Annotated in this window: 16 protein-coding genes and 1 tRNA gene; 7 read left to right on the top strand and 10 right to left on the bottom strand. The window is 62.2% G+C overall.

The genetic code is table 11. The features are described from left to right. The first annotated feature begins 73 nt into the window (after positions 1-73). Together FN060_RS21715 and FN060_RS21710 are read left to right on the top strand one after the other, a co-directional pair. Positions 74-1447 (top strand): glutamate--cysteine ligase, encoded by a 1374-nt coding sequence (locus FN060_RS21715; RefSeq protein WP_142590004.1) that lies wholly within the window; start codon positions 74-76, stop codon positions 1445-1447. An 82-nt stretch (positions 1448-1529) separates the two neighbouring features. Continuing rightward, positions 1530-2417, top strand: a complete 888-nt coding sequence (locus tag FN060_RS21710) for a DUF937 domain-containing protein (RefSeq protein ID WP_142590003.1) — start codon at positions 1530-1532, stop codon at positions 2415-2417. Between the two features lie 70 nt (positions 2418-2487). Here FN060_RS21710 and FN060_RS21705 read toward each other — a convergent pair whose 3' ends face one another. Further along, positions 2488-2784, bottom strand: a complete 297-nt coding sequence (locus FN060_RS21705; protein WP_142590002.1) for a YjiS-like domain-containing protein — start codon at positions 2782-2784, stop codon at positions 2488-2490. A 192-nt stretch (positions 2785-2976) separates the two neighbouring features. Here FN060_RS21705 and FN060_RS21700 point away from each other — a divergent pair, with 192 nt between their 5' ends. Then, entirely contained in the window at positions 2977-3927 is a 951-nt protein-coding gene (locus FN060_RS21700; protein WP_142590001.1) for a LysR substrate-binding domain-containing protein, read from the top strand. Between the two features lie 54 nt (positions 3928-3981). Here the strand turns inward: FN060_RS21700 and katA are convergent, their stop codons facing one another. Continuing rightward, the gene (gene katA / locus FN060_RS21695; RefSeq protein WP_142590000.1) at positions 3982-5475 is read right to left on the bottom strand and encodes a catalase KatA; all 1494 of its coding nucleotides are present in this window, start codon (positions 5473-5475) and stop codon (positions 3982-3984) included. Between the two features lie 111 nt (positions 5476-5586). Between katA and FN060_RS21690 the strand changes: the two genes are divergently transcribed. After that, the gene (locus FN060_RS21690) at positions 5587-6486 is read left to right on the top strand and encodes a hydrogen peroxide-inducible genes activator (RefSeq protein WP_142589999.1); all 900 of its coding nucleotides are present in this window, start codon (positions 5587-5589) and stop codon (positions 6484-6486) included. A gap of 18 nt (positions 6487-6504) precedes the next feature. Here the strand turns inward: FN060_RS21690 and FN060_RS21685 are convergent, their stop codons facing one another. From FN060_RS21685 to FN060_RS21660, 6 genes are all read right to left on the bottom strand, one after another. Next, positions 6505-7380, bottom strand: coding sequence for a dienelactone hydrolase family protein (locus tag FN060_RS21685; RefSeq protein ID WP_142589998.1), 876 nt, complete (start codon positions 7378-7380; stop codon positions 6505-6507). A 109-nt stretch (positions 7381-7489) separates the two neighbouring features. Then, a complete protein-coding gene (gene adhP, locus FN060_RS21680; RefSeq protein WP_142589997.1) occupies positions 7490-8518 on the bottom strand; it encodes an alcohol dehydrogenase AdhP in 1029 nt (342 codons plus the stop codon). Between the two features lie 106 nt (positions 8519-8624). Beyond that, entirely contained in the window at positions 8625-9044 is a 420-nt protein-coding gene (locus FN060_RS21675) for an MAPEG family protein (protein WP_142589996.1), read from the bottom strand. A gap of 78 nt (positions 9045-9122) precedes the next feature. After that, a complete protein-coding gene (locus FN060_RS21670) occupies positions 9123-9485 on the bottom strand; it encodes a hypothetical protein (RefSeq protein ID WP_077548208.1) in 363 nt (120 codons plus the stop codon). 107 nt (positions 9486-9592) lie between these two features. Continuing rightward, the gene (gene guaB, locus FN060_RS21665) at positions 9593-11098 is read right to left on the bottom strand and encodes an IMP dehydrogenase (protein WP_077548209.1); all 1506 of its coding nucleotides are present in this window, start codon (positions 11096-11098) and stop codon (positions 9593-9595) included. Positions 11099-11275: 177 nt separating this feature from the next. After that, a complete protein-coding gene (locus tag FN060_RS21660; RefSeq protein ID WP_142589995.1) occupies positions 11276-12274 on the bottom strand; it encodes an MBL fold metallo-hydrolase in 999 nt (332 codons plus the stop codon). A 192-nt stretch (positions 12275-12466) separates the two neighbouring features. On the opposite strand from FN060_RS21660, the gene FN060_RS21655 reads away from it, so the two are divergent. After that, the gene (locus tag FN060_RS21655; RefSeq protein WP_142589994.1) at positions 12467-13873 is read left to right on the top strand and encodes an MFS transporter; all 1407 of its coding nucleotides are present in this window, start codon (positions 12467-12469) and stop codon (positions 13871-13873) included. Here FN060_RS21655 and FN060_RS21650 read toward each other — a convergent pair whose 3' ends face one another. Both FN060_RS21650 and FN060_RS21645 read right to left on the bottom strand, forming a co-directional pair. Next, the gene (locus tag FN060_RS21650; protein WP_142589993.1) at positions 13874-14599 is read right to left on the bottom strand and encodes an RlmE family RNA methyltransferase; all 726 of its coding nucleotides are present in this window, start codon (positions 14597-14599) and stop codon (positions 13874-13876) included. It lies immediately after the preceding gene. Continuing rightward, positions 14596-16110: a Ppx/GppA phosphatase family protein gene (locus FN060_RS21645; RefSeq protein ID WP_210310742.1), complete on the bottom strand. Its 1515-nt coding sequence runs from the start codon at positions 16108-16110 to the stop codon at positions 14596-14598. The genes FN060_RS21650 and FN060_RS21645 overlap by 4 nt, the downstream gene beginning before the upstream one ends. A 250-nt stretch (positions 16111-16360) precedes the next feature. Here FN060_RS21645 and FN060_RS21640 point away from each other — a divergent pair. Together FN060_RS21640 and FN060_RS21635 are read left to right on the top strand one after the other, a co-directional pair. Beyond that, positions 16361-16434, top strand: a tRNA-Gln gene (locus FN060_RS21640). A gap of 159 nt (positions 16435-16593) precedes the next feature. Beyond that, complete coding sequence (locus FN060_RS21635; RefSeq protein ID WP_142589991.1) at positions 16594-18543, top strand: DUF6538 domain-containing protein; 1950 nt, start codon at positions 16594-16596, stop codon at positions 18541-18543. The last annotated feature ends 33 nt before the right edge of the window (positions 18544-18576 follow it).

The raw sequence follows: 18576 nt of genomic DNA, 5'->3' as shown, positions 1-18576 counted from the left end.
CACTTGCGCCGCACATCAATCCGGTTCAATCAGCCGGACGCGACAGTCCTGTCGGCCTTACAAGGTAGTTTCGATGGCCCGTGACACCACCGACCAGACACCTCTGAACTCGGTGTCCGAGCTTTCCGCCTATCTCGCAAGCGGTGCCCGTCCCGCCGATCAGTTCCGCCTCGGTACGGAGCACGAGAAGTTCGCATTTTTCGCCGCCGACCATAGCCCCGTTCCGTATGCGGGCGAAGCCAGCATCTCAGCCCTGCTGAACGGCATGCAGGCGAGGCTCGACTGGGATCCGATCATGGATGGCGACAACATCATCGGACTTGCCGAGCGTACCGGCATGGGGGCAATTTCCATAGAACCCGGCGGCCAGTTCGAGCTCTCCGGAGCCCCGCTCGAGACCATCCACGAGACCTGCCAGGAATCCAACCGGCATCTCGACGTCCTGCGCGAGGTTGCCGAGCCCATGGGCATCCGCTTCCTCGGCATCGGCGGCAGCCCGAAATGGAGCCTGGCCGAAACGCCTCGAATGCCGAAATCGCGCTACGAGATCATGACGCGCTACATGCCCAAGGTCGGTAAGCAGGGCCTGGACATGATGTACCGCACCTGCACGATCCAGGTGAATCTCGACTTCTCCTCCGAGAAGGACATGGCGCGCAAGATGCGCCTTTCGATGAAGCTACAGCCGCTCGCGACAGCGTTGTTTGCCTCCTCGCCCTTCACCGAAGGCAAGCCCAACGGACTGCTTTCCTGGCGTGGCGACATCTGGCGCGACACCGACAACCAGCGCGCAGGCCTCCTGCCTTTCGTCTTCAATGCCAACTTCGGCTTCGATGACTATGTCGAATGGGCGCTGGACGTGCCCATGTATTTCGTCGTCCGCGATGGCCGCTACCATGATTGCACCCATGTGACCTTCCGCCAGTTCATGAACGGCGCGCTCAAGGGGGAGATTGCCGAGTGGGAGCCGACTCTCGGTGACTGGACCAATCACCTCTCGACGCTCTTCCCCGATGTACGCCTGAAGCGTTTCCTGGAAATGCGCGGCGCCGATGGAGGGCCGTGGCGCCGCATCTGCGCTCTGCCGGCATTCTGGGTGGGTCTCCTCTATGACGAGGGCGCCCTGGCGGCGGCGGAGGACGCAACCGCGACCTGGAGCTACGACGATGTCCTGCAGCTTCGCGACACGGTTCCTGCGAAAGGTTTGAAGGCAGAGATCGGCGGACGGCCATTGCTTGAGATTACCCGCGAGATCGTCGGCATCTCGCGCAGCGGCCTTGCGGCTCGCAAGCGGCTCAACGACGAAGGGCAGGACGAGACGGTCTTCCTGAATACGCTGGACGAGGTATTGGCTAAGAAGGCGACCCTCGCGGACGACCTGTTGATGCTCTATCATGGCCGCTGGGCTCAGAGCGTCGAACCGGTCTTCGACGAATACAAGTACTGAACGCCCCCTTCCCAAAAAGCGGTTTCCGCCGCTAAGTTTCCGGATATATTAGCCTATCGTGCCAACCGGAAAGGAACGCTCCATGCTGCCACTGTTCGACATGATGCTGAAGGCACAGAACGGAACCGCCATGGAGGCTATGGCGCGCCAGTTCAATCTGGCGCAGGAGCAGGTGGCGCAGGCCATGGCGGCGCTGACTCCTGCCTTCTCCTCCGGCTTCAAGCGCACCGCCACCAATCCGTATGATTTCGGCGCCCTGATGAACACGATGATGTCGGGGAGCTACGCCAAGTACTTCGAAGACCTGAACAAGGCTTTCACGCCACAGGGCATGGCCGACGGCAATGTGGTACTGGACAAGCTATTCGGTTCTCCGGAAGTCGCGCGTGCGGTCTCCGCGCAGGCGGCACAACTGACCGGGCTCGGGCAGGACATGCTGCGCAACATGATGCCGGTCATGGCAGACATGATGATGGGCGGCATGTTCAAGCAGGCGACCGGCCAGATGCAGCAGGGCAGCGACTTCTTCGCATCCACGCCGATGGGCCAGATGACGAAGCAGTGGCTGGAGACCGTTGGCCTCCAGCCGAGGCAGAGCCCGCAGGCGGCGCCAGCCGACATCTTCGACAACCCATTCATGCAGAGCGTGCGGAGCGCCTGGGGCCTGGACAAGCCGGCAGCTTCGAAGCCGCAAGCGGCGGCGGCCAATCCATTTGCCGACAATCCCTTCATGCAGGCGTTCCAGGACATGATGACGGGCAGGCCCACCACGTCTTCGGGCGGCCAGCCTACCGAGGATGCGGGAGCAAAGGCTGGCTCCAATCCCTATGCCGACGCACTGGCAAGCATGTTCGACAGCGGACTGGAGGTGCAAAAGGCATACCAGAAGAGCGTGGAATCGATCTTCGATACCTACCTCAAGCCCAAGGCCACCGGCGAGGCCGCCCCGAGCGGACAAGGATCGGAATAAAAAAAGCCCGGCCAGGAGACCGGGCCGGGCAAGCGGCAGGGTTATTGGCTGTCACCCTGCGGGGAAAATGTCAGTTTCGCCGAATTCGATCGAACCTGGTCATGGCACGGCGACGTGCGCTTTCAGCCAGCAAGGCTGCAGGATCATCAAAAAGGCGGGAGGCATGCGTCGCGGCAAAGACGTCATGACGGGTCAGGCCGATATCGTCGAGCTGACGGTCGTCGAGATCGTTCAGGCGGTCGGATGCCCAACGGTTACGCAGGACACGCCAGATGGAACCCGCGAACGCAATGGTGGTCGCGTAGAAGCTGCGGCTCGCCGGCTGCGACGGGGCGAGGTCGAGTTCAACAATCCGGGTCGTGCGCATGATCATTCCTTTCCATCGGCACGAGGATAGCCGCCCCGTCCACGGAGGCATGTGGACGGGTGGCCAAGTCATCACGGGTGGAGGGAGAACACCCGATGTCGTGAGTACAGTGCCATTTAGTCGCGACACTATTGATCAGTCCAACGAATGTTTCTAATGGTTGCTATCAGCCACTCTGATGGATGAACGCTAATGACCGCTCCACTCGACATCGACCAACTCCACACCTTCCTCGCCATCATCGACACCGGCAGCTTCACGAAGGCAGCCGATCGCGTGTTCAAGACGCAGTCGGCGGTTTCCATGCAGATGAGGCGGCTGGAGGAACGGATCGGCAAGCAACTCTTCGCCAAGGACGGGCGCGGCAATCGCCTGACGGCTGAGGGCGAGAAGCTGCTCAACTACGCGCGCCGCATCATCCGGCTGAATAATGAGGCGATCGCCGCCTTCGACGACAACCGACTGGAAGGAACGCTGCGGATTGGCACGCCGGACGACTACGCCGACCGCTACATGCCGGAGATCATCGGACGCTTCGCCAAGACGCATCCGAACGTCGAGCTCTATATCGTCTGCGAGAACTCCTCGAGCCTCGCAGAGCGGATGGCCCGGGGGGAACTGGACATCGCGTTGGTGACGCATAACCCGCGTGCACGGATTTCGGACGTCGTTCGCACGGAACCCCTGTGCTGGGTCGCTTCGGCGAACCATCCGCTGCGCGAGGACGCGCCGGTTCCGCTTGCTGTCGGACGACGCGACTGCCTGTGGCGTCAGCTCGCATGCTCAGCGCTCGATGCCGATGGACGGGAATATCAGGTTCTGTTCACGAGCTGGTCGTCGACCGTGGTCGCGGCCGCCGTGCTGGCCGGGATGGCGGTATCCGTGCTGCCGGAATCGGCGTTGCGACCCGGCATGAAGGTGTTAACCTCGGGCGACGGCTTTCCGCCGCTGCCGCCGGTCCAGATAGGCCTGATGAAGCGGCCGGGCCTCTCGCCGTCTCTGATGAATGCCATCACCGACCACATCGCCGCCTGCCTCGACAACATCTCGCCGGCGGTGGTCCCGGACGACCTCGATTCCGAACCGAAGGGGATCGGTCGTTCCCTCAAGGTCCGGGCCGGGCAGATGGCGACAAGCTGGTAGACAACAAGAAAACCGGGGCCGAGGCCCCGGTTTCCATTTCAGCACGTACCGATGTTACTCGGCGGCGGTGGGCTGTGCCGAAATCGTGTCGGCCTTGTAGCCGTGCAGCCGCTCCAGTGCCGCACGCACACCGGCTTCGTAATCCGGGTGCACAAGCTTGAAGTGCGCCAGCTGCCGCTCGACAATCTCGCCCGGTACGCCGCCCATTGCCGCGGCAATGTTGGAGAACAGGCGTCCCTTCTGGCCTTCGTCGAAGAGGTTGAAGAGTGCCCGCGGCTGCGAGTAATCGTCATTGCCTTCACGATGGTTGTAGCGGGCCATGTCGCCGGAGATCTTCAGCGGCGGCTCCTTGGCGGAAACATCCTCGAAGGGACCGTTTACGGAATTCGGCTCGTAATAGGCATCCGGATTGCCGGTGCGCAGGCCGCCGTAAGTGTTCATCTGGCCATCGCGGTGGTAGTGATGGACCGGGCAGCGCGGCTGGTTGACCGGGATGTTCTCATAGTGCGTGCCGAGGCGGTAGCGGTGGGCGTCGGCATAGGAGAACACGCGAGCCTGCAGCATCTTGTCCGGCGAATGGCTGATGCCGGGAACGATGTTCGACGGCGAGAACGCGGCCTGCTCAATTTCGGCGAAGTAGTTGTCCGCATTGCGGTTCAGTTCCATCACGCCGATGTCGATCGGAGGGAATTCCGCATGCGGCCAGACCTTGGTGAGGTCGAAGGGGTTGTAGGAGGTGTTTTCCGCCTGCTCCTCGGTCATGATCTGGACCTGCACCTTCCAGCGCGGGAACTCGCCACGCTCGATGCCACCGAACAGAGCTTCCTGGTAGCCTTCGCGGGTCTTGCCGATGAGGGCTTCGCCTTCCTCGTTGGTGAAGTGCTTGTGGCCTTGCTGCGTCTTGAAGTGGAACTTCACCCAGTAGCGCTCGCCAGCATCGTTCCAGAACGAATAAGTGTGCGAACCGTAGCCGTTCATATGCATCGGATCGACCGGCAGGCCGCGGTCCGACATCAGGATCGTGACCTGGTGCAGGCTTTCCGGCGACAGCGACCAGAAGTCCCACATGGCGGTCGCGGAGCGCAGGTTGGTGCGCGGATGACGCTTCTGAGTATGGATGAAGTCGGGAAACTTCAGCGGATCGCGGATAAAGAAGACCGGCGTGTTGTTGCCGACGAGATCCCAGTTGCCGTCCGGCGTGTAGAACTTCAGCGCAAAGCCGCGAACGTCGCGCTCGTGGTCGGCGGCGCCCATTTCACCGGCAACGGTGGAGAATCGAGCGAGCATCGGCGTTTCCGCGCCTGGCTGCAGACATTTCGCCTTGGTGTACTTGGAGATGTCGCCGGTGATCTTCAGCGTACCATATGCGCCCCAGCCCTTGGCGTGCACGACGCGCTCCGGGATGCGCTCGCGGTTCTGGTGGGCCAGCTTCTCGATCAGCTGGTAGTCCTGCAGCATGACGCCGCCGCGCGGCCCCGCCGTCATCGTGTTCTGGTTATCCGGTATCGGCGCACCGGCCGTGGTCGTCATTGTTGGACGATCGGACATGGTCATCTCCCTGGATGAAATCTGGAACCGTTCTAGGTTGCGGCTTGACCATCTCACTCCGGTTCCATAATTTCCAATATTATTTACTAGGATTCATGATAGGATTTTCCTATGTCTCTTACCCTGAGGCAAATGCGGTATTTCAGTGCGCTTGCGACCGAGAAACACTTCGGCCGCGCTGCGGAAGCGGTGCATGTCAGCCAGCCGGCGCTGTCTGCTCAAATCGCCGACATGGAGCATAGTCTGGGGGTTCGACTGGTGGAGCGCAGCCGCAGCGGCGCGCTACTGACGCGCAAGGGCGAAGAGGTCCTTGAGCGGGTCCGCGCCATCCTCGAACAGGTCGAGCAACTGGCCGCGTCCACCCGCGGCGGCGCCAGCATGCTGGACGGTCCGGTGAGGATCGGCATCATTCCCACCGTAGCGCCCTACCTCGTGCCTAAGCTCGTGCCCTGCCTGCGGGAGCGTCACCCCCGAATGGAGCTCGAGCTGAGGGAGGCAGTGACCGACCGACTGATCCTCGACCTCCAGGAGGGCAAGCTCGACGCCGTAATTGCTGCCCTTCCCATCCAGGCGGAAGGGCTGGAGAACGTCTCTCTGTTCTTCGACCGCTTCTACATGGCGGTAGCCAACAACAATGAGACGATCCTGATGTCACCAATGACGGAGACGCAGGTCGACGCGGACAGGCTGCTCCTGCTCGAGGAAGGCCATTGCCTGCGTGATCAGGCACTTTCCGTCTGCGGCACGGCGCGCAAACGCAGCCTCGTCAACTTCGGTGCGACATCCATGGCGACGCTCCTGCAGATGGTGTCGCACGACATGGGCATGACCCTGATCCCGGAGATGGCGATCCCAACGGAGACCGCCCGCAACGACATCCGCATTCTGCCGTTTGCGGACCCCGCCCCCTCCCGTGAAATCGGGCTGATCTGGCGCCGGTCGAGCGGCCGACGCAACGAGATGAAGCTGCTGGCCGATGCCATAGCCAGTTGTGCGCCGGGAAGAACCTGATTCCCCGCCCTTGTGGCTTCAGGACAGGTGCTTCTTGAAGAACTCCACCGTCCGGCTCCAGGCAAGATCCGCCGCAGCCTTATCGTAGCGTGCCGACGAGGTATCGTTGTTGAAGGCATGGTTGACGCCTTCATAGACGTGAATCTCGAAGGTCTTGTCGTTCTCCTCCAGCGCTTGCCTGTAGGCGTCGATCCCGGCGTTGATCCGCTCGTCGAGCCCCGCATAGTGCAGCATCAGCGGTGCCTCGATAGCCGGCACGTCCTCGAGAGGCGGCTGCGAACCGTAATAGGCCACACCGGCCCCAAGTTCCGGCGAACGGGTCGCCATCCGGTTGACCATTCCGCCGCCCCAGCAGAAGCCGACTGCGCCGACCTTGCCATTGGGTCCGTCGAGACCTGTAAGGAACACGCGCGTGGCTTCACCATTCGCGGCAGCGGCGTCGAGATCCATCCCGCTGAACATCTGCCGCGCCTGATCCTCATCTGCCGGCGTGCCGCCCTGCGGCGACAGGAAATCCGGCGCCAGGGCGACGAAGCCTTCGAGCGCCATGCGCCGCGCAACATCGCGGATATGGGCGTTCAGGCCCCGGTTCTCATGGATGACGATGACGCCAGGCAGGTCGCCGCCCGCATCCTTCGGGCGGACGAGATAGCCCTTCATCTCGCCTTCCGCGCCTGGATAGGTGATGTCTTCTGCCGCCAGACGCTCGTCGGTCTCGGCGACCATTTGCGCCTTCGCGCTATTGGCCGCCAGCAGCGGTGCAATGGCGGCGGCGGCTGCGCCCGAGCCGGCCAGTGCCGTCAGCTTCTCCATGAAGCTGCGGCGATCAAGCGTAAGGTGGGTGTATTCATCATAGGCGTTGATCATCGCCTGGGTGATCGTCGGCTTTTCCATGACAGGCTCCTCCCGGGTGGTGGCCGGCCACGTCCGCGAGAACAGCAGTCGGCCGGACGACCAAGGCTAGATCATCCGGTCGAAAAGCGCTGACACTTCTGCGTGAGGCTCAGGCGGCGAGATCGAGGACGATGCGACCGTCGATCTTGCCCTCCTCCATGCGGTGGAAGATGTCGTTGATGTTTTCGAGCTTGTCCCACGAGAAATGAGAGGCGACCTTGCCCTCGCCCGCGAACTGCAAGGATTCCTTGAGATCCTGGCGCGTGCCGACGATCGAACCACGCACCGTAATGCGCTTCAGTACGGTATCGAAGACCGGCAGGGAGATGTAGCCCGGCGGCAGGCCGACGAGAGACATGGTGCCCTTGGCGCGCAGGAAGCCGTAGGCCTGTTCCATGGCTTGAGGCGAGACCGCCGTCACCAGTGCGCCATGCACGCCGCCGGTTGCCTTCTGGACCTGCTCGACGGCATCTGCAGCCCTGCCATTCACGACGAGATCCGCACCAAGGCTCGTCGCCAGATCAAGCTTGTCATCGAGTATGTCGGCGGCTACTACGTGCATGCCCATCGCCTTGGCATACTGCACGGCCATATGGCCAAGGCCGCCGATGCCGGAGATCACGACCCATTCTCCCGGTTTGACCTCGGTTTCCTTGAGGCCTTTGTAAACGGTGACGCCGGCGCACAGGACCGGGGCAGCAGGGCCGAACTCGAGGTTGTCCGGCAGGCGCCCGACGAAATCCGGATCTGCGAGCCCGTACTGCGCAAAGGTCCCGTTGACGGAGTAGCCGGTGTTCTGCTGGCTGCCGCACAGTGTCTCCCAGCCGGTGCGGCAGGGCGTGCAGCATCCGCAGGCGGTGTGCAGCCACGGAACGCCGATCCGATCGCCCTCCTTGATGCGGGAGACACCGGCGCCGAGCTTGGCGACATAGCCGACCCCCTCGTGGCCCGGAATGAACGGCGGATTGGGCTTGACCGGCCAGTCGCCATTAGCGGCATGCAGATCCGTATGGCAGACGCCGGTCGCCTCGTATTTGACGAGGATTTGTCCGGGAGCGGGCTCTGGGACCGGCACTTCCTCGATTACCAGAGGCTTTCCGAATTCGCGGACCACGGCGGCTTTCATCATTGCTGACATCGCTCGACCCTTCTCTGAAAAGGATGGCCGCGTTCGTTGCGACCATTTCCGATGAAGGGTGGTAGCGGAGGAATGGACCGCCGATGTTGACGCAACTCAAAAAGTGTCAGGAAAGGACGAGCCAGATGGCAAGCCACAGCCAGAGCAGGATGAGGATGAAGAAGCCTGTGATCCAGATCGGCCGGCGGTGGCGAAGCCGGTTGCTGGTGATGTGGACGTAGGCGTGGACGTAACGCGACAGGACGAAGGCCCAAGCCAGCAGCGCCGTCACCACATTGTCCGCCGTCGTCACGTAGAGTGCCAGGCATACGGCATGGAACAGGACCGGAAGCTCGAACTGGTTCTTGATGTTGTTGTGGATGAGCAGGCTTTCGGTCGGCTCTTCGCGGTTGTCCTTGAACTGCTCCGCCTTGGCGGTGCCGGCACGCACGGCGCCGATGCGACGGTTGGAGAGAAGGAAGTAGAGGCCGAAGACCAAGACCGCGTGGGCAATCATCGGCCAGATCATCATGGTGCTGAAGGTCATAGACTTCTCATTCTGCTCATGGGTTATCGGAGCCTCGGGCCGTCAGCCATGGCCCGAGGTTATAGCATGAAACAATCATTAGTCGCGCAAGGTCAGTGTTTCTGTGCCGGAGCCATTCTTGCCGGAAATCGTCCAGGCACCTTCCAGGATCCCGTCCCCGACGACCTTGTAGACGATGATGCCGACAGCATCCCCCAGGACGTAGCCGGCCGCGAAGGCGTCCTCGTAGAGCATGCAGATGCCCGTCGATGTCGTTCCTCCCGTCACCCATTCGATGGAGCAGGTTGTATCGCTGGTCAGTTCGATCGTTGCCGTCCCGCGATAGGGCGACCCGTCGAGATTGGTACCTTCGACGGTATAGGTGCCTTCGCTGACCGACTGCGCATACGCCTGCGAACACGCGGCGGCGGCGATCAACACACAAGCCAGAAGTCTCTTCATGAAATCCCCCCAAACAACCGGCACGAGCGCCGGCAGCAGGAGATTAGATGAAGCCAGGCTGTTGGCAATCGCCTAGCTGCGCCCTTTTGACGAGCGAGTTGCGATGGTCAGCCGCCGGCGCCCGGATAGTTGGGGCTTTCGCGGGTGATGGTCACGCCGTGGGTATGGCTTTCGCGGAGCGCCGCACCGGAAATGCGCACGAAGGTCGCCTTTTCCTGGTAGTCGCGGATGTCGACGCCGCCGACATAGCCCATGGCGGCGCGCAGGCCACCCGCAAGCTGATGCAGCACAGCCGAGACGGGCCCCTTGTAGGGAACCTGACCTTCGATGCCCTCAGGTACGAGCTTCAGCGTGTCGCGTACCTCCGCCTGGAAGTAACGGTCGGCTGAGCCGCGCGCCATGGCGCCCACCGACCCCATGCCACGGTAAGCCTTGAAGGAGCGCCCCTGGTAGAGATAGACTTCGCCCGGGCTCTCATCGGTACCGGCAAGCAGCGAGCCGACCATTGCGGCGGAAGCGCCGGCGGCGATCGCCTTGGCGAGATCGCCGGAGAACTTGATGCCGCCGTCGGCGATGACCGGGATGTTCTGGTCGCGGGCGGCGCCAACGGCGGCCATGATCGCCGCAAGCTGTGGAACGCCAACACCGGCGACAATGCGCGTCGTGCAGATCGAGCCGGGGCCAATCCCTACCTTTACCGCATCGGCGCCGGCATCGATCAGTGCCTTCGTGCCGTCGGCCGTGGCCACATTGCCGGCCATGATGCGCACGGAGTTGGACAGCTTCTTCACACGGGTCACGGCATCAAGGACACGCTGCGAATGACCGTGGGCGGTATCGACCACCAGAAGGTCCACCCCGGCCTCGATCAGACGCTCCGCCCGCTCATAGCCGTCGTCGCCGACACTGATCGCGGCCGCTGCCCGCAGGCGGCCCTGTGCATCCTTGGACGCGTTCGGGTTCAACTGCGATTTCTCGATGTCCTTGACGGTGATCAGGCCGACGCAATGCCCCTGCCCGTCCACCACGAGAAGCTTCTCGATGCGGTGCTTGTGGAGAAGCCGCTTGGCCTCCGACTGGTCGACGTTGTCGTTGACCGTGATGAGATTTTCCCGCGTCATGAGCTCGTAGATCTTCTGGGACGGATCGGAGGCGAAGCGGACGTCGCGGTTGGTCAGGATGCCGACGAGACGGCCGGTCTTGTGCCCACCATTGCCACCATTTTCCACCACCGGAATGCCGGAGATTCCGTGGGCCTTCATCAGCGAGAGGGCTTCCGCCAGCGTGGCATCGGGGCCGATGGTCACGGGATTGACGACCATGCCGCTTTCGAACTTCTTCACCTGCCGGACTTCTTCGGCCTGCTCGACCGGCGTCAGGTTGCGATGGATGACACCGATGCCGCCCGCCTGCGCCATGGCAATCGCCAGCCGGCTCTCGGTCACCGTATCCATTGCCGAGGAGAGGATCGGCAGGTTGAGGTCGATATCGCGGGCGATGGTGGTGGCGATGTTTGTCTGCCCCGGCATGATCTCGGAATGGCCGGGCTGCAGAAGCACGTCGTCAAAGGTAAGCGCGTCCGCGCCGGTCGCCGATTCAATGATACGTGCCATGGCCAATTTCCTTCGGTTCAGAAATGCGGGAACCGCACCGGAACGATCTTCGTCCGCCCGGGCGTCCCTGAAACAATGCTCGGAAGTTGGCGAGGGCTGGTAACACGTTCATGACATGATGGGAATAGCAAAAACCCGGAGACGGCGTCTCCGGGTTTTTGTGCGGCCATGGAATGCTCAGAGTTCGAACTGGTAGGACTTGGGCACGAAGCGGTATCCGGTCTCCTGCTTCTCCACGTAGCCAACCGCCGGGAAGGGCATGTGGTAGCCCAGGAACGCGACCTTGTCTGTCGCCAGCATGTCGAACACCTTCTTGCGGGTTTCCGCAGCCGCTTCCTTATCCATGTCGAAGCGGACTTCCCAATCCGGCCGCTGGAGAGACAGGACGAAATGGTTGGCGGTATCTGCCGTCAGCACCAGGCGGCGTCCGGCGGATTCGATATTGAAGATCATGTGGCCCGGTGAATGGCCAAAGGCGGCCATGCCGGTTATGCCGGACACAACCTCGGCGCCGTCACCGATGAAGGTCATCTTCTCCGCCAGCGGCTGGACATTGGCCAGAACGCCCTTGTGGCCGTTCTCGGCCGGGGTTCCGACGCGGGCGGTATCTGTCCAGAAATCGTACTCGACCTGGCCGGCGACGTATCTGGCGTTCGGGAAGGTGGGCTTGCCGTCCTCCATCAGCCCGCCGATGTGGTCGCCGTGCATATGGGTGATCACCACCACCGTCACATCCTCGGGGGAATAGCCGCCGGCTGCAAGGCCCTCCACCAGCCGGCCGAGGCCTTGCGCGCGCCCACCCGGACCGAGACCGGTGTCGAAGAGAACGACATCGCTGCCGGTATTGACCAAGGTCGGCGCGAAGCTGTTGACGAAATCATCAGTTGGCAGGAAATTCTCTTCAAGGAGCGCCGCGACATCGGCTGCCGACTGGTTTGTCCCGAAGGTTTCGTTCGGGGCACCCGACGGCCGTGCTCCGTCCTTGACGACAAGGACCTCAAAGTCACCCAGCTTAAAGCGATGCGTCTCCGGCGGCATGGCGCGGTTGATCTCCAATTGCGTTGTGTCCTGAGCGACGGGGGCAGCGGCTTGGGCGCGGACGATGGCTGGCGCAGCCAGCATTCCAAGGCCTGCGGATCCCAACAGCGCCCGACGTCCCAGTTTCGGCATGGTCATGATCATGTCTCCCTCAAAACTCGTCCCTTCGCGGCTGCGGGGACTTCGCGGACTGAGATAATCAACTGGACCTACACGGAAAGCAGCGTCACGCAGACGTGATGGGGATATGATCGGAACACCAACCGACATTGGCAATTTGGCAGGATGGCTCTAGACAAGCCCTGTCCGTTTGCCCGCACGACCGAGGTCATGAATCGCATCGTCCCTCTCATCCTCGCCGTCGCGCTGTTCATGGAGCAGATGGATTCGACCGTGATAGCGACGGCTCTTCCTACGATCGCCGCCGAGCTTGGCGTCGGGCCGATCACGCTGAAGCTTGCGCTCACATCCTATATGGTGGCGCTGGCGATATTCATTCCGATCAGCGGGTGGATGGCAGACCGCTTCGGCGCCAAGAAGGTCTTCCGGCTGGCGCTGGTGGTATTCATCATCGGCTCGATCTGCTGTGCCGTTTCCGGAACGTTGCTGCAGTTCGTCCTGTCGCGCTTTCTGCAGGGCATGGGCGGCGCGATGATGACGCCTGTCGGAAGGCTCATGCTGTTGAGGACGACCGACCGCCGGGAATTGGTCTCGGCCATGGCGCTCCTGACCATCCCGGCCCTGATCGGGCCGCTGACCGGACCGCCGGTTGGCGGCTTCATCACCACCTACTTCGCCTGGCAGTGGATCTTCATCATCAATGTGCCGATCGGCCTCGCGGGCATTTGGCTGTCGGGCATGTACCTGCCGAATGTGGAAGCCGTCCGGCCGCCACCGATCGATTGGTTCGGCTTCTTGCTGGCATCGATGGCCGCCGCAGGGACGGTCTTCGGCCTTTCCGTCGTCAGCCTTCCCGCTTTACCGCCGGTCTTCGGCATTACCGCGACCCTCATCGGCATTGCCTGTGGCATAGGCTATGTGCGTCACGCCCGGCGCCACCCCGCGCCGATCCTGAACCTCGCGATCTTTCGAAACGACGCGTTCCGGGCCGCAACGCTCAGCGGAACCATCTTCCGGATTTCCACCGGCGCGATCCCGTTCCTGATGCCGCTGATGCTTCAGCTCGGATTTGGGCTCAACCCGTTCCAGTCCGGCATGATCACCTTTGCCGGTGCGATCGGAGCGTTGACTGTCAAGTTCGTCGCCAGGCGGGTGTTCGCCGCGACCGGCTTCAAGGCGACGCTGATAACCGCCGGCCTCTTCGGCGCGCTGACGACCGCCGTCAACGGCTTCTTCACGCCTGAAACCTCGCATGCGCTGATCATTGCGTTCCTGGTCCTCTCCGGGCTCTGCCGCTCCTTCTTCTTCACCGGCGGCAACGCGCTCAGTTATTCGGAGATCGACAATTCCCAGGCGAGCCAGGCCACGTCTATCGCCTCGGTACTCCAGCAGGTAAGCCTCGCGCTCGGCGTGGCGTTCGCCGCGTTCATCCTGGAACTGTCCGCCCTTCTGTCGGGCGAGCACCTGCAACTCGCGGATTTCCACCTGGCATTCTTCGTAGTTGCCGGCGTATCGGTGTTTGCCGTCCTTCCCCTGCTTGGCCTGAAACGGGAGGCTGGCGCCGCCGTATCCGGACATGGACGAAAGGCCATCGTCAAAGCCGAAGCGGCCGAGTGATCAGGCTTCCGCGTCGTCCGGCTCCACCTCCGCCTTGCGCCCCTTGAAGTGCTTGGCCAGGAGGAACATCTCGACCGATTCCGAACGCGAGGCGCCCGGCTTGATGTGGATCACCTGCCGGAAGTTCTGCTTGAGCATGTTGAGAAGGTCGCGTTCGGTCCCGCCCTGGAAGGTCTTTGCCAGAAAGTGCCCACCCTCCTTCAGGACATCGACCGCGAAGTAGGCGGCCACTTCGCAAAGATGCATCGTCCTCAGGTGATCCGTCTTCTGGTGACCCGTGGTGGGTGCGGCCATGTCGGAAATCACGAGGTCCGGCGCGCCACCGATCGCCTCGGTCAGTTGTTGCGGGGCCGAGAGGTCGAGGAAGTCAAGCTGCAGGATCTTCACACCTGGCAGCGGCGCCATTTCGAGAAAGTCGATCGCCGCCACCCGGATATCCTCATCCGTCGATCCCGTCACCTTGGCGGCGATTTGCGACCAGCTTCCCGGGGCGGCGCCAAGATCGATAATCCGCCGAGCACCCTTGAGGATCTGGTGCTTCTCGTCGATTTCAAGAAGCTTGAAGGCTGCCCGGGCGCGGTACCCCTCAAGCTTTGCCCTCTGGACATAGGGATCGTTGATATGCCGCTCGATCCAGCGCCGAGAAGACGCCTTCAGCTTGCCCTTCTTGACCTTCTGGCCGAGCTTGCGGCCAGTCCGGTTGCCCGCGACCGGTGGTTTCGTCATCGACGCTTCCCCTCTCCCTGCCACTCCAGGTCGCGGCGCGGGCGGCTGCGGCGCCAGGCCCCGTCATCCGCCATCATGTCGGTCAGAATCCCTTCGCGCAGCCCACGATCCGCAACACGCATGCGCGGGCTCGGCCAGCGCCTGCGGATCGCCTCGAGAATGGCGCATCCGGCAAGCACCAGGTCGGCCCTGTCCGGCCCGATGCAGGGATTGGCCGCGCGGCCGGCAAAATCCCAGGACAAGAGCTTCGCCTGCATCGCCGAAACCTCAGCATCCGAAAGCCACAGCCCGTCGACCTTGCGGCGATCGTAGCGCGGCAGGTCGAGGTGGACCCCAGCAAGCGTCGTCACCGTGCCCGAGGTTCCAATCAAATGGAAGCCTTCGGCATCGTGCTGGTGGAGGCCCGTCACCGGCGGCGCTTCGAAACCGGCCAGCATGTCCTCCACCTCTGCGACCATGCCGGCGAAGACATCCGGCGTCACGTCGCGTCCGCCGTGGCGTTCCGACAAGGTCACGACACCGACAGGAAGCGACGTCCAGTGGGTGATATGGTTGGCAAGCCTGTTGGAGCGGCTATCACCGATCCGGATGACCGCGATCTCCGAGGAGCCACCGCCGATGTCAAACAGCACCACGGATCGGGTCTCCCGTCCAACCAGCGAGGAGCAGCCGGAGACAGCAAGGCGGGCCTCGGTCTCGCGGTCGATGATCTCGAGCGTGAGGCTGGTTTCGCGCACCACGCGATCGAGGAACTCTTCCCCATTCTCGGCTGCCCGGCACGCTTCGGTGGCGATGAGGCGCATCTTGCGGATGGGCCGGCTTGCAAGCTTCGCAGCGCAGACCTTCAGCGCCTCGACGGCCCGGTCCATGGCCTCGTTGGAAAGCCTACTGTTCGCGGCCAAGCCTTCACCGAGCCTGACGATCCTCGAGAAGGCATCGACGACCCGGAACTGACCCGGTCGCGTCGGCTGGGCGACCAGAAGCCGGCAGTTGTTCGTGCCGAGGTCGAGGGCTGCGTAGTAGTCATCCCTGAAGGACGGCCGGCTCGGCTCCGCGGCAACCTGCGGCGCCTGAGGGTACGCAGACGTCGTGACGGCCTTTTCGGGCGCATAAGCAGGCGCATGACGTGGCTGGGCGAGCGGACGGCCCTGCAGTTCGCGCCCATGACGGTTCTTCTTGCGGCGCTTGCGTGTCCGGTTGCTGTCCGCGTGGTGGCCGGTATCGGCGCTGGCGGGTCGAGACGCAGGTGTGCCGGCGGTTGCCTGCGGCATGGCTTCGGCTATTAACGCCGAGCGCACGCGCCGCCGCTTTCGCTTGCGTTTGGGACTTTCGGCGTTGCTCGGCTCGACATGGGGCTGACCAGCATCCTGCGCGGGTCCGCCATGCATGCTGGGCGCCGCGTGACGGCGTTTGCCGTTCCGCTTCGCCCTGCGGCGGCGGGTCTTCGCGTCGCCCCGCCGTTCAGCCGATGCCCCGCCCTGCTGCGGCTTTCCGCCGCCCTCGGGGTCCATCACTTCTATCCATCTCGCCGCGCAACGCCATCACGGGCATGCAGCAGGCGTCCATCTGTTTCGTTGAGCGGAAGATAACAGCGAGCGGCGGTTTCGCCAATCGCTTTTTCGGCCGCCCTCCATCGAACAACCGCCATCCTGAGTGCTCGTTCGGTCAAGGTACAAACTTTTTCAAAAAGGGTATTTGCATCCGCCCGCGCTTTGGCTATAAGCCGCGCAGACCGAGCGACGCATGCCGCCGCGCCATTCTTGGGGAATAGGTTAACGGTAGACCCACGGACTCTGACTCCGTTAGTCCTGGTTCGAATCCAGGTTCCCCAGCCAATTCTCCCAAAAAGCCCTGATTCTCTTGTTTTTCCAGCCGTGCCGGATCCCGTTTTGGCATCATTGGCGACCTGATGCCCAGAACTGATGCCCAAAGGTGATGCCCAAGCCGGAGTTGGCGCGGCAAGCACCTTGGGCCCGACACAGGGTATCTTCGTCATGGCTGTCCGCCACGAAGTCGAGAATCTCATCCGCCGCGGAAACATCTTCTACTGGCGACCACGCATTCCAGCCGCCTTCATTCAATGCCCACCACGCAGCCGGCTTTCACTGACCCTTCACTGTTCGGATCATAGGAAGGCACAGATCATCGGCCGCAAACTCAACACGCGGCTGGCCGAACTGAAGATGCAGTCGCAGGAAACGATGTCCAAGCAGCAACTCCAGAAACTCTTCGAACACGAGCGGGACAGGGAACTGGAGAGGCTCGATGACATCAGCACCATGGCCAAGCGCAATGGGCGCGGTGCCGACGTCATGGAGATGGAACTCGACCTTGAGGTCGGCTGGGCATATCAGCTCCTCGCGAAGTTCGGGACCCGTTCAGACCTCAGCCTCGAAGGGAATTGCCCCGGCCTCGCCTTTCTCCTGAAGAGCGAAGTTCCGGCTTCCCATATCGAGGCTATCGGTGCGAACTATCGCGCGGAACTGTCCATTGCGCGTAGCGCGGGCTTCGAAGACGGTATCCGACGGCTGATCTACAACTTCGACATTCCGGACACCGCGCTTAACCGTGAGCGGGCGATGTCGAAAATCTTCGAAGGTCGGGCGGCAGCCCTGTTGGATATCAACGACCGCCACGAACTAGTGGATCGCAGCCTGAGCGAATTCAAATTGAGGAGCAGAACGGACGATCCCAGTGCCGACGCCAGAAGCACGGGGAAGGCACCTAAGCCTCAGGGCGGCGAACAGCGGGTCGTTGCAGTGTCGGCTTTTGAGCAGGAATGCGAAGAGCTGATCGCGAACATGGGAAAGGAATGGGAGCCGGCGACCGCGCGAGACGCCATGGCGCTGGTGCGGATGTTCAAGTCTGTCCTTGCAGAACATGGCGTGGAGCATTCCGGGCAGATCGAGCAGTATCACATTGGCCGCCTGCGTCAGCACTTCAACGACATTCCGACGGACTGGGGCCGAAGCAGCCGAATGAGAGCCATGTCGGCGCTCGAACTCCGGGCGGAAGGCGACAGGTTGCGGAAGGCTGCTGAGGCCGCGGGAACGAAGGCAAAGGTTGGTCTTTCCAGCGCAACTATCCGCAAGCATTTCGGGAACCTGCAACACTTTCTGAAGCACGTGCGCGGTCACGGTTTCGATGTCGCTGACTGGTCTTTTGAGGGTCTGCGCCCGAAGAAGCCGAAAGCGGGGCTGATCCGATTGCAGCAGTACAAGCCGTCGCCGAAGGACATCGCACCCATATTTGCGAGTCCGATCTATACTGGCTCGCTGGATTGCAGGCGTGGGAGAAAGAAGCCCGGCCGGCACATCTTCCATGATGCCCTGTACTATCTCCCGATCCTTTTCACCTATCTTGGAGCGAGACGTAACGAGTTCGCCGGTCTGGCGGTTGAAGACGTGGAGCAAGATGAAAACGGACTTGTCATCCAACTGAGGACGAACGCGTTGCGGCGGCTGAAAAACGCGCAATCTCACAGGACACTCCCCGTCCCAGATGAGCTGGTTCGGCTTGGATTCCTTGAGTATCACGCGGCGATCAAGCGGCTTGGCTATGAAGCGTTGTTCCCAGACCTGTTCTCCGACAGGACCAGGAATGACCCTGGGGACCGCTTCTACGACACGTTTACCCCGATCATGCAGGAGGCGCTCGGAGAGAACATGTGGAAGCGCTCCCTACATGCCCTTCGCCACGGCATGGCGGATACACTGAAGCAAGCAGGCGTACCAACAGAGGTGATTGACGATATTTCGGGAAGGCTGAGCGAGGGCAGCGAAACAAATACACGCTACACCAATCCAGCAGGCCTCCCGTTGATGCGCAGCGCATTGACCAAATACCCGGTCATCACCGCCACTATTGAACCCGCTCCACTGCAGCTTCTCCCATGGGTGGAAAACAAGCAGGCCCCGCCATGGGCGCGTAAGGGAAAAGCCTGATTTCCACGCCGTCTTGGTTGGAGGACGGTTTCA

The sequence above is a fragment of the Pseudorhizobium halotolerans genome (assembly GCF_902153235.2).
Taxonomy (GTDB): domain Bacteria; phylum Pseudomonadota; class Alphaproteobacteria; order Rhizobiales; family Rhizobiaceae; genus Neorhizobium; species Neorhizobium flavum.
Note: the sequence above shows the minus strand (reverse complement) of the source record. Positions and strands in the feature narration are given on the sequence as shown.

Bases quoted from the DNA above. Each gene is read 5' to 3' on its own strand.
- FN060_RS21715 (WP_142590004.1), top strand. From the start codon at position 74: ATGGCCCGTGACACCACCGACCAGACACCTCTGAACTCGGTGTCCGAG.
- FN060_RS21710 (WP_142590003.1), top strand. From the start codon at position 1,530: ATGCTGCCACTGTTCGACATGATGCTGAAGGCACAGAACGGAACCGCC.
- FN060_RS21705 (WP_142590002.1), bottom strand. From the start codon at position 2,784: ATGCGCACGACCCGGATTGTTGAACTCGACCTCGCCCCGTCGCAGCCG.
- FN060_RS21700 (WP_142590001.1), top strand. From the start codon at position 2,977: ATGACCGCTCCACTCGACATCGACCAACTCCACACCTTCCTCGCCATC.
- katA (WP_142590000.1), bottom strand. From the start codon at position 5,475: ATGTCCGATCGTCCAACAATGACGACCACGGCCGGTGCGCCGATACCG.
- FN060_RS21690 (WP_142589999.1), top strand. From the start codon at position 5,587: ATGTCTCTTACCCTGAGGCAAATGCGGTATTTCAGTGCGCTTGCGACC.
- FN060_RS21685 (WP_142589998.1), bottom strand. From the start codon at position 7,380: ATGGAAAAGCCGACGATCACCCAGGCGATGATCAACGCCTATGATGAA.
- adhP (WP_142589997.1), bottom strand. From the start codon at position 8,518: ATGTCAGCAATGATGAAAGCCGCCGTGGTCCGCGAATTCGGAAAGCCT.
- FN060_RS21675 (WP_142589996.1), bottom strand. From the start codon at position 9,044: ATGACCTTCAGCACCATGATGATCTGGCCGATGATTGCCCACGCGGTC.
- FN060_RS21670 (WP_077548208.1), bottom strand. From the start codon at position 9,485: ATGAAGAGACTTCTGGCTTGTGTGTTGATCGCCGCCGCCGCGTGTTCG.
- guaB (WP_077548209.1), bottom strand. From the start codon at position 11,098: ATGGCACGTATCATTGAATCGGCGACCGGCGCGGACGCGCTTACCTTT.
- FN060_RS21660 (WP_142589995.1), bottom strand. From the start codon at position 12,274: ATGACCATGCCGAAACTGGGACGTCGGGCGCTGTTGGGATCCGCAGGC.
- FN060_RS21655 (WP_142589994.1), top strand. From the start codon at position 12,467: ATGAATCGCATCGTCCCTCTCATCCTCGCCGTCGCGCTGTTCATGGAG.
- FN060_RS21650 (WP_142589993.1), bottom strand. From the start codon at position 14,599: ATGACGAAACCACCGGTCGCGGGCAACCGGACTGGCCGCAAGCTCGGC.
- FN060_RS21645 (WP_210310742.1), bottom strand. From the start codon at position 16,110: ATGGACCCCGAGGGCGGCGGAAAGCCGCAGCAGGGCGGGGCATCGGCT.
- FN060_RS21635 (WP_142589991.1), top strand. From the start codon at position 16,594: ATGGCTGTCCGCCACGAAGTCGAGAATCTCATCCGCCGCGGAAACATC.